This is a genomic window from Vibrio superstes, assembly GCF_003569005.1.
Lineage (GTDB): Bacteria > Pseudomonadota > Gammaproteobacteria > Enterobacterales > Vibrionaceae > Vibrio > Vibrio superstes.
The window spans coordinates 1,481,695-1,492,440 of the sequence record NZ_BCUR01000001.1 but is presented as its reverse complement, the minus strand read 5'-3'; the positions used below and the strand labels follow the sequence as shown (position 1 = coordinate 1,492,440).

Below are 10,746 nucleotides of genomic sequence, written 5' to 3'. Positions count from 1 at the left end.
AACCGTAAATCCACATCCGAAATTCACCACAACCCTTCGTCATCTCCGAGCGCTTTTATCGGAGATCTCTTCACCTGATGAACTATTTAGGTCCCCGATAACAGCAATCGGGGACGACGGAAACGGACCATAGAGCTTTAAGTCCATAGAACCGTAAATCCACATCCGAAACTCACCACAACCCATCGTCATCTCCGAGTGCTTTCCGGGCTGGCGTACCAGTCGGAGATATCTTCACCTGCTGAACAACCCATACCCCCAATAAAACAAAAGCAAATCGCTATTTTAACTTACGGCTTAGGGTTCGCAGCTCGCAGCTAAAAACTATTAACTTCCCATCCCCTCAAAAACGCAAAAAGCGGGCCCAAGGCCCGCTTCAATATTCAAGTTTGCTTTAATCTAAGTGATTATTTAGTAGCAACACTCTCTTTAAGATCTTCAACAGAATCATCAACAGCTTTAACTAGGAGCAGACCAACACCACCTACGATAGCACCACACAGGATGAACACACCGCGGCCCCACATTGGGTTAGGTAGGAATGCCATTAGCATTACACCAAGACCAGCTACTGCGATTAGTTTACCTAGCATTTCACGCTGTTTGTTATCCAGTTTCTGTTGTGCAACAGATTCTGCAACTAGAGGCGTTGATAGGTTACCAAAGAACTTGTCTACGTCTGCTTGACGCTCTGCAGTTAGAGGCTTGTAGAACAGAGTAGAAGCGATGAAGAAACCACCTGTTAGTGTGATGTGACCGATAAGACCGATAGCAACCTTAACATCAGACCATTCACGTTTAGTTAGTTCTTCTAGACCAAATGCGTGAGATACCATGTCAGCGTTAATAACGAAACCTACGATGTAAGAAACGATAGCACCAACGATTAGTGTACCCCAACCTGCCCAGTCTGGAGTCTTCTTGATGAAGAAGCCAAGGAATGCAGGGATAGTCATTGGGAAGCCGATTAGGGCACCAACGTACATCATTGTATCGAACAAGCTCAGACCCTTAAGTGAGTTGATGAACTGTGCGATAAGAATGATCAGGATACCGAATACAGTAGAAGTGATCTTCGATACTGTTACTAGCTCTTTCTCTGAAGCTTTACCTTTACGAACAACTGTTTCGTAGAAGTTCTTAACAAAGATACCTGAGTTACGGTTTAGGCCAGAGTCCATAGAAGACATAGTTGCTGCAAACATTGCTGCTACTAGAAGACCAACCATACCTGCTGGCATGTATTCTTGTACGAAGTATAGGTAAGCGAAGTCACCAGCTTTAGAACCTGCGTCTGGGTAAGCAGCTGATAGGTCTACACCTTGACCAGCGATGTACCAAGAAGGCATGAACCAGATGAATACACCACCAAGCATAAGTACACATGCAAGAAGTGCAGCTTTCTTAGCGTTCTTAGAATCTTTTGCCGCTAGGTAACGGTAAGAGTTAAGCATGTTGTTCGTAATAGAGAACTGCTTAACAAAGATGAAGAATGCCCAGATGCTGAAGATGCTTAGGTAGTTAAGGTTGTTACCCGCTACGAAAGAACCAGTGTCGCCTACAGGGAAGTTATTGATGATTTCACCAACACCGCCACCTTGAACAACAGCAACTACAGCACAAGTAACCGTTACCGCCATGATGATAACCATCTGCATGAAATCAGATGCGATTACCGCCCATGAGCCGCCTGTTACAGACATAGCAAGTACAACCAAACCTGTAATCCAGATGGTCATTGTCATGTCGAAACCGAAGATACCAGAAGCGATGATTGCTAGCGCGTTAAGCCAAACACCTGCAGATACAACACTGTTAGGCATTGAAGACCAAGTAAATACTTGCTCGTTCGCTGCACCAAAGCGCATACGAATAGCTTCAATTACAGTTACAACGCGAAGTTGGCGGAACTTAGGCGCAAAGTACGCAAAGTTCATGAAGTAGCCGAAAGCGTTTGCCAGGAAGATGATTGCTACTGCAAAACCATCGTTGTATGCCTTACCAGCCGCACCAGTAAATGTCCAAGCTGAGAACTGAGTCATAAACGCAGTTGCACCAACCATCCACCAAAGCATGTTACCGCCGCCACGGAAGTAGTCACTAGTGGTGCTTGTAAATGTTCTAAACATCCAACCTATCGCAATCAAGAATAGGAAGTAGATGCCAACAATTATAGTATTGAGATCCATTGCATTACCTTAAACTGTAAATAATTATTTCAAATCCAGTTCAGTCTAAACAGATATCCCTATCTTTTGTATTACAATACTTCATAAATGTGACCCATGACTCAAGACTAGCTCTAGATTAAATCATACAAGTGATCAAGAGCAAAAAGCCCCATAAATCGCTACAAAATACCCACAAATGTAACTAATGGCTTCTAGGACGCCATTATATAAGGCCTGACGTATAAAGGCATGAGGCTTATGTTCGGAGCCAAAGTAAATGTAGCTGATAAAACTCAAGTCAAACATGTTGCAGATGACACATTTCAAAACAAATAATACTACTTAATTGAACCGCCATTTCATTGAAAGTTCGAAGTTATGACATGGAACAATGTCCTATCTCGGCAGGAAAAGTGAACAATTAAGGACGAGTCGCTTGGAAGTTGCCTCATATAAAGAGTCTTAAGAACGCGTTAAAGCGGTGTACTTACCTGCTTTCTTTGCCTAAGTGTTACAACGTTGCGTAAGGTTACTACCAATCACAGCAAGTAAGTGGTCAGAAATAGCGTAGGAAAAACGCCGTTATCGAGTGTTTTAACAAGCTAGGATGACCAGATATTTACTACGATTGGCATAAAAATAGGAGTTGGGGATACGATTTGACCCACAGTCGTAAAGATCCACCCATAGTGAAAAATAGAATCATTGGTAAAAATCTCTAGCGAGCCGAAGCACTGAAATAGAGGCAAAAAAAAAACCCATAGGCAAGTGCAAAGCCTATGGGTAAATCGGTGGTGTACCGAGCCTAAACACTAGAAGGGTATGCTTAGGCTATTATTAGTAGTTATGGAGCTTCACTATTAAGACCAAATTCTTAGTTGAATTCACTCTCTTTAGTAATTGTGTCAAATGCACCGCTCACAGAGCGTTACATCTAGATTCTTTGGTCAGTTAATTCATTGCTTTGTTTATTCAAAACAACGACTCTCTTTGCTCTAAACAAGCAAGTCCATCCGAGGCAATGCCTTAACTCAACAGCATTAAGTATATTGTATTACAAATAAGAAATGCAAGTTTAAATCTACAAATTGATCGGTAAACTTGCATTATTTTGCGTCATGTCAAATGTCCAGCTCTCAAAAAAACCAAACATAACAATTCGATACATTTACTTACAATTACTCCTAATTCAATTTAATTGAAAGCTGTGTAGACAGAATATGGGATCACATTCACAGACAAATGCCCCGCTCTCTTAATCTTATTGTAAGACTTAATTATTGAGGAAAAGAATGGGCTTAGGAGTCTTTATGCTTCTACCTTAGGTTTCTGCCTACGCAGCGTTCGACTTACGCGCTAAAACTTTGTTTCTGAACCCGTATTCGTGAACCAAGACACTCCGTAAAAAGTGCACACCTCTCAAATCACACCAAACAACTGATTCACTGAAACCAGCTAGCGAGCCTTTCTAGTAAAGCATTGCCTCAAGATCTATCAAAAAATTATTTACGGTAACGCCAGTGCATCAATCGCCAAAACTACGAACCATCATTACTACTAAACAACCCCATTAATATCTTGCTCGCTTTCCTACACTATGAGGGTTTGAGCTAACGGCCATCCAAAGGCGTTCAAATGTACCTTTGATGAATCCTAGGCGCAGTCGAGCTTGCTGCCTCATTAGCTTATCTTGCAAACTAATAAAGGCTTCTTCTACGGCGTCTTCAAGTTCCCAATCGCAACTGATAATAGTGTAGGTTTTGTCTTGTAGATAAAGCGTAAGGGTCACCTGATAACTGTCCAAACTTGCATCGAATTCCTCGATGTCGCATTTAAGCAGAAGAATGAACTGGTTGAACCGGTGAAGGTACTTATACTCTTCTTCAATCATGGAACGAATCTTTGAAGAAACTTCAAGATTGTATGTGTTAATTTGCATCTTTATTTCCTGTATTTAGGCGAGAACTCCAACGGAAATAGGGAGTTAACAAGTGCCCATACACGCTTTCACAGGGCACAATCATTAATTGAATTAAAAACTACTTAGCTGCAATTAATCCCGAATCCACGTCGAAGATATCCTGTTCACTCAAGCTACCAAGTGCTTGCTTGAGCTGGATTTGAGAGATGATGTACTGATAGCGGGCATCAGATAGATTTTTCTCTGCTTGATACACGTTCTGTGTGCTCTCTAAAACGTCAACAATGGTGCGAGTACCAACCGTGAAGCCCTGCTCTGTAGCAGTCAGTGCCGATTTAGCAGACACTACCGATTGCTCATACGCCTTGATTGAGCCGATAGATGAACGGATGTTATTGCTATAAGCTCTAACATTTTTCTCTACATCACGAAAAATCTCTTCAAGCTCTTGGCTCGCGACGATGTATTGATACTGAGCCTGCTTGCCTTGTGAGGTTACGCTTCCCCCTGAATAGATGGGTAAGTCGATGGTAATTCCAAGGTTGAACTGGTTCTCGTCATCGTCTAATTGTTTGCCTGTAGCTGGATCATTTGGCTCATCATAGTTTTTCATATAGCTATAACCAGACGTCAAAGAGATGGTAGGTAAATGCCCAGAATCAGCCAATGTAATCTGTTCTTTTGCAATGTCTCGTTGAATACGCCCAGCTAGCAGTTGAAGATTCTCTTTCGTGGCTTTCTGTACTAACTCACCAGGAGATAAGCGCGGAGCCGATGCTGAGAATCGTGTCATATCTAGGGCTGACAGTTGTGAAATCTCCTGCCCCGTAATCGCTCGCAGTTCTTCATATTCGTTATCTACAGCATTAACAGCTTGAATCTCTTGTGCTACCACGCTGTCATACTGTGCTCTTGCATCCTGAACATCAGTAATAGGGGCAGAACCCACCTCGAATCTACGCTCTGTTTGGTGCAATTGTTTTGCGACAGCTTCTTTCTCAGCTTGGATAAACAATAAATCATCTTCAGCACGCAATACGTTAAAGTACGCCTCTATCACTTCATAGATCACCGTCTGTTGAGTGGCAGCATAACTCGCATCAACTTGACGAGCTGTTTTCTCTGATATGCTTAAGGCAACCCAACTACTGCGGTCAAAAATAGACTGATACAAACCCAAGCTGATATTGCTAGTACTACCATCAGTCGTATGACGATCGGTGTCTTGATAGGCATATCCTGCAGTGAGATCGATCTGTGGCAACAGGTTACTTCTAGTTGAGTTAATAGCTTCAAAAGCGGTATCTCGTTGAGCCGAAGCTTGTAAAAGCTGAGGATCATTGTGTTTTGCTAAATTGTATACCTCACTCAAAGAGTCAGCTTTTGTATTTCCACTCGCAGCTAATATAAGAAGTGGCATAATTTTAAGTATGTGTTTCATTGCATTACCAGTTTGATATTTGTTGATTAAGCCACGTTAGATAATGGAATATGTCCCATTAACTCTCTTAATTTATATAACGTAGAGTTTTCAATATGCAGAATATGCTCTGCATCTATATTGTGTTTTCTCGATAGCGTTTGAATACTTTCTTTCTCATGAGCTAGCCAACGATATAAAATGACGTCTCGACTGATACAGTCCAGTTTTTGTAATGCTATTTTTAGTTCTGATGAAAGGTAATCTTTCCAATTAAGGTCTTCATGCTCTTCTGAAAAATCATCTTGATACGAATCCAATGCAACATCTTCTATATAGTTGATTGACATAAACTCATCACCATAACGCTCTGGCATTACCTCTTCATTTTTCATATCAACATTTGAAATCATAAAGTCATGATTACTTAGATAGTAATCTTCTTCATTAATAGAGGTTGATTCATGTTTAATCGCTCCGATGTAGTATGAAAAACTTTCGAAGGCTTTTGATTTATATAAGTTCATTGAAGCTGACATTTATTCTCTCAGTTGCTTGCTTTCTTAAAGTGACGAGAATTTTAAGTTAGAAATTAGATTTTGTTATCAGGATAGCCTCATGCTATGCTATTTTTTATATAATCCATTAAAATCAATCGCTTAGACTGTAACTTTATCGATTTTTTATCTGTATTTTAGATGGCGATTTTGAGGTTTTATAGGATATTGATTAGATTTCAAATCCATTATCGAAGCTTTATAGTCACTTTATTACCTTATCTAAAAGATCCTTTACTCTCACTTCAGTTACTCAATTGACAGGTAAAGAGATGAAAAAGATAACACTAGCTGTACTAACGTGCGCAATATTAACTCCACACGTATTTGCACAGAACCTTATTATTGACACCAAAGGATTAGATCAAGAGAAATACAGCGCTGATATGTATCAATGCGAGCAATTAAGCGATCAAGTACAAATGCAGGCTACTCAGAGTACAGGAAGAACAACAGTTCGACATATGGGAAGAGCGGCTGCCCTTGGCGCTGGGGCTGGGGCTATTACCGGCGGTTCAGGTACAAAGGGAGCTGAAATTGGTGCAGGCATTGGTTTAGTGACAGGTGTTTTAGGTAGCTCGGCTAATAAACAACTTGCTCAACAAGATTATGGTACTGAAAAGAACAAAGTGATGAGAAACTGTATGACTGAACGCGGGTATACCATACTCAATTAGTGTAAGGATAAGCAATTGTTTATAATAAAAAAGGGCGCTGTATTAAATATACAGTGCCCTTTGCGTAAGCATGTCTTACCTAGAAGCTATTCTCTTCTATCTTCTGTTTTATATCCGAAAGGTCACTATTAAAAAATAGCACTTCGGCAAGATTCAAAGTTAATGTCGAAGATGCTTCAAGCACAGCATTGTAATAAAACTCTTCAGCAGAATCGCGATTCCCCCTAAGTTCAGCCGCCTTGCCATTTAGTATATAGTAAATGACCGTTTTTCTATTATAAGGTATGGCTTGCAAAATATTGGTCGCTTTCAGAGAGTCATCATTCGATAAAGCCATCATTGCCATTGCTTCCATTACCTTAGGTATCTTCTTCTCTTCATCCGTAAATAGAGCGAACTTCTCAGTAGTTCTAGCATTCAAATCAGCGATGGCTTTGTCATTGTTACTAGTAGGGTGTAAATAAAGATAAGAGATACTGTAAGTATAACTGGTTGCTATCGTATAAGGATCATCTGGAGCATAACTCTCAGCCTCTTGAATCAACTCTATGCCTCTCCCGTGAGTGTATGGGTGATATATCGTTGCGTAGGCGGTAAGAATCGATTGAATTGCATATTCATTATCGGGTAATTCATCGACAAGCTTTGCCAAAATATCTTTATCGATTTCAATATGAAAAGAGTCCAACATATCATCTAGCGCGCGTTTTATTGATGATTTTATGGCAGGCCCTGATATATCGTATTTTCTATCTAGGTGTTTATGGCCAGAGATACGGTTGACATATTCTATCTCTAAGTAGTTTTTGTTTTGGCTAGTGCTGGTATCAAGTGTAATTTCATGAGCTGCGACCTTAGACGCTGGCCCACTGTAGGTTATGCGAACGTCTTGATAAACCTTCAAAAAATCTAAGATCGTCTTCGCTATCCCAATCTTATAGTCATCATCCAGCATCTTAGGGTCAACAATCACATGAACATACCTTGGTTCAAGAGATAGGTAATTTTTTGTTGCTTCAGGCTCATCGGCAATGCTGACACTTTTAGATTGAACCACTTCTGGGGCTTTCTGCGTATTTTTTACATACAGCCCAATCACTATAGCCACGACTAGCACTGCTAGCAGAGCCCACCAAGGTTTGTTGTTTGATTTACGCAGGCTTGGTTTTGTTGACGCAGTAATAAGAGCAGCACTGCTGTCTTTTTCTGTTACCTTCCCTTTTTGAGTGTCGTTCTTCTGCCCATTGGCTTTTTGAACATCAACTGTCGGAGTAGTCTCCAACTCTGAGGATTCTGCTTCTGAGGTACTGTCTTCTGCAACCTCATCAATATTGTCTGCAGAAACGATATCTTCTTGGGCTTCCGGTTCCTCGTCCCTGAATACATTGTCAATGAGAGCTTTGGGAGATTCAATGACTCTCTCTACAGTTGCATCTAACTTATAGCCACGCTTTGGAACCGTTACAATGTAACCGTATGGGTGATTACCATGTTGTTTGAGGATTTTACGTAACTCAAAAATCGCTTGGGTAATCACTTGATCTGAAAGAATCGAGCCATTCCAAACCTCATTAATCAATTCATCCCTAGAAAAAACCGTGTCTGGATTTTCACACAGAAAATGAAAGAGCTTAGATAATCGATTATCGATGACAATCGTTTCACCATGAAGAATAAACTTATCCTCATAGGGAACGAACATCCACTCGTCGATTTTAAATTGTTCTTTTTGAGTCTTCATAAATCTTTTATAACCTATTGTATCTTATGAAGAAGTATTGGTTAGTATTCTCCAAAATACAAAAAAAAACCTCGACTGATTTCTCAGAAGAGGTTTTATTGAATAATTTGACTATTTAGTGTTCAAAAAAGTCTGATTGTAACCTTCTAAAGTAGTGTTTATCGCTGTTGAAATCTCAGAGTAAGCAGACTTAGGTAGGTTAGCTAGCGATACTCGAAGTGACCATTCAGGAGCATCAAAACCGCCACCAGGCATGACCACAATGCCGCTTTCTTCAGCCAGGCGTACCAAGAAGTCTAGTGGTTCGTACTCTGCTTTCATCCAAGTAAAGAAGTCTTCGCCATAAGTAGATGCAGCCAAGTCTTGGATATTGATTTCTACATAGTAAAAAGCACCACTTTGGTCATCTTCAGAGATTGTTGGCTCTGTTTGAGATTGCTCCATCAAAGCATGGTAACGAGAACGAACGATTCGCTTCGCATTGTCCTGATAGTCTTTGCCTCCTTCTAGCAACGCAAGCAAAGAGAATAGTGACATTTGAATCTGTTGAGGCGTTGAAAGTCCCGCAGTATGGTTCAATGCCACAGCTCGGCTATCAGCAACAAGACGATCAATAAACTTAATATTTTGTGGATCTAAACTGATGCCACTATAACGTTTGTTCAACTGGCTACGCGTAGCCTCTGGCAAGTCAGCAATCATTCGATCAAAGATATTGTCTTCGTTTACCGCAATGACGCCAAGACGCCAACCTGTCGCCCCAAAATATTTAGAGTATGAATAAACTAAGATGGTATTTTTTGGCGCTAACAATGCCAAAGAGGTAAATTTATCCGTGAACGTACCGTAAACATCATCAGTCAACAGGATTAGGTCAGGCCTTTCATTTGCAATATCAGCAATCTTCTGCAAAGTTTCATCGCTCAGTTTCACTGATGCTGGATTGCTTGGGTTAACTAAGAAGAACGCCTTGATCTTTGGATCACGAAGCTTTTCTAATTCACTGTCAGGGATCTGCCAGTGATTTGCTTCGGTAGCCATGATCTCTACCTTATTCAGGCTATAGTCTTCTAGTTCAGGCATTTCCAAGTAAGGGGTAAACACCGGAGCACCAATAGCAATTTCATCCCCCTTGTTCAACAAGCGGTTTGATTTAAGTGTATTAAAGATATACACCATCGCTGCGGTTCCACCCTCGACAGCAAACAAATCAAAGTGCGAGTTAGGCAGATTGGATTTATGCCCCATTTCCTGCTCTATGTATTTTCTCGCAATAATTTCGCTATTTTTCAGCATGCGATCTGGCACAGGATAGTTGTCGCCTAGGATACCCTCTACCCACTCATAGATTAGCTCATCAGCATCAATATGAAGTTGAGTGGTGAGGTAACTAAAGGCATTTAAAAGAAAACGTATGCCTTCGACCTGCTCATTGTCCTCGCAAAACGACAAGAAGCGCGCAGAAATACAGCATTGGTCGCTCACTCCACCAAAGCCTGGATACTGTGAATATGTCGATTTAGACGCTTGTAGAGCAAAAATACCAAGTTGGAAAAATGCATCACGAGGTTCAGTTGCTATCCAATTAGGATTACCACGACCAGCGTTAATCATAACGTGGTCCTTATTATTGCTCGCCAATTTCATCAAGGTATCTTTTACTTCAAAAGGACTTAGCGTCTCTAGTGATTTTTCATCATTACGATTCATTATTTATTCCAGTATTAATTTCATTAAATTGTTCAAGTTATTGAGCTATTTACTACTTAGTGCTTGTTTTATGATGCAAGCGAGATGATTTTTTATGACTGTGTTTCTTGTCATGATGTTCTTTATTATGATGACCGTCTGGATGATGATTAATTAAGTGTTTGTGCCCTTCATTAGCTCCACCGTGCTTTTGATTAGGATGTGATTGTTGCTTATCTTCAAATTCTAAATGGTCTTTATTATGTTTATGCTCTACTTCTGTTCCGTACACTCTTTTCATTTTTTCTGCTGTTGCGTGTTTAGTGTTTTGTTTATTACTAGTCATGTGTTTATCCTCGTTAAGTACCCGACTACTTTAAATAGAATGAACATAAGATACATCAATATCGCATAACCTTTTTATTTTATACATTTACCTAACTTACAACTAAACCATTGAAATAGTTAGATTATATTTTCTTTATCGAATGTTAGATATTCATTAGCATTGATTTATTACTTGATGAGCAATACCCGTTAAATTATTAGCAACTTCCATACACAAGTAAG

At 40.2% G+C, this 10,746-nt stretch carries 8 protein-coding genes; 1 reads left to right on the top strand and 7 read right to left on the bottom strand.

Annotated elements, in window-relative coordinates; translation table 11 throughout:
* Nucleotides 1–407: 407 nt before the first annotated feature.
* The 4 genes from D5I41_RS06400 to D5I41_RS06385 form a co-directional block, all read right to left on the bottom strand.
* The gene (locus D5I41_RS06400) at nt 408–2,189 is read right to left on the bottom strand and encodes a sodium:solute symporter family transporter (RefSeq protein ID WP_119009061.1); all 1,782 of its coding nucleotides are present in this window, start codon (nt 2,187–2,189) and stop codon (nt 408–410) included.
* Nucleotides 2,190–3,741: 1,552 nt separating this feature from the next.
* Complete coding sequence (locus D5I41_RS06395; RefSeq protein WP_119009060.1) at nt 3,742–4,110, bottom strand: hypothetical protein; 369 nt, start codon at nt 4,108–4,110, stop codon at nt 3,742–3,744.
* A gap of 100 nt (nt 4,111–4,210) precedes the next feature.
* The gene (tolC, locus tag D5I41_RS06390; protein WP_280525085.1) at nt 4,211–5,533 is read right to left on the bottom strand and encodes an outer membrane channel protein TolC; all 1,323 of its coding nucleotides are present in this window, start codon (nt 5,531–5,533) and stop codon (nt 4,211–4,213) included.
* A gap of 26 nt (nt 5,534–5,559) precedes the next feature.
* Entirely contained in the window at nt 5,560–6,051 is a 492-nt protein-coding gene (locus D5I41_RS06385; RefSeq protein WP_119009059.1) for a sigma factor-like helix-turn-helix DNA-binding protein, read from the bottom strand.
* A gap of 290 nt (nt 6,052–6,341) precedes the next feature.
* On the opposite strand from D5I41_RS06385, the gene D5I41_RS06380 reads away from it, so the two are divergent.
* Nucleotides 6,342–6,746, top strand: coding sequence for a glycine zipper family protein (locus D5I41_RS06380; protein ID WP_119009058.1), 405 nt, complete (start codon nt 6,342–6,344; stop codon nt 6,744–6,746).
* Between the two features lie 79 nt (nt 6,747–6,825).
* On the opposite strand, the gene D5I41_RS06375 is transcribed toward D5I41_RS06380, so the two are convergent.
* From D5I41_RS06375 to D5I41_RS06365, 3 genes are all read right to left on the bottom strand, one after another.
* Nucleotides 6,826–8,487, bottom strand: coding sequence for a winged helix-turn-helix domain-containing protein (locus D5I41_RS06375; RefSeq protein WP_119009057.1), 1,662 nt, complete (start codon nt 8,485–8,487; stop codon nt 6,826–6,828).
* Between the two features lie 111 nt (nt 8,488–8,598).
* Nucleotides 8,599–10,197 carry a bifunctional aspartate transaminase/aspartate 4-decarboxylase gene (locus D5I41_RS06370; RefSeq protein ID WP_119009056.1) on the bottom strand — a complete coding sequence of 533 codons (1,599 nt, stop codon included), beginning with the start codon at nt 10,195–10,197 and terminating at the stop codon, nt 8,599–8,601.
* A gap of 52 nt (nt 10,198–10,249) precedes the next feature.
* The gene (locus D5I41_RS06365) at nt 10,250–10,522 is read right to left on the bottom strand and encodes a hypothetical protein (protein WP_119009055.1); all 273 of its coding nucleotides are present in this window, start codon (nt 10,520–10,522) and stop codon (nt 10,250–10,252) included.
* Nucleotides 10,523–10,746: the final 224 nt, after the last annotated feature.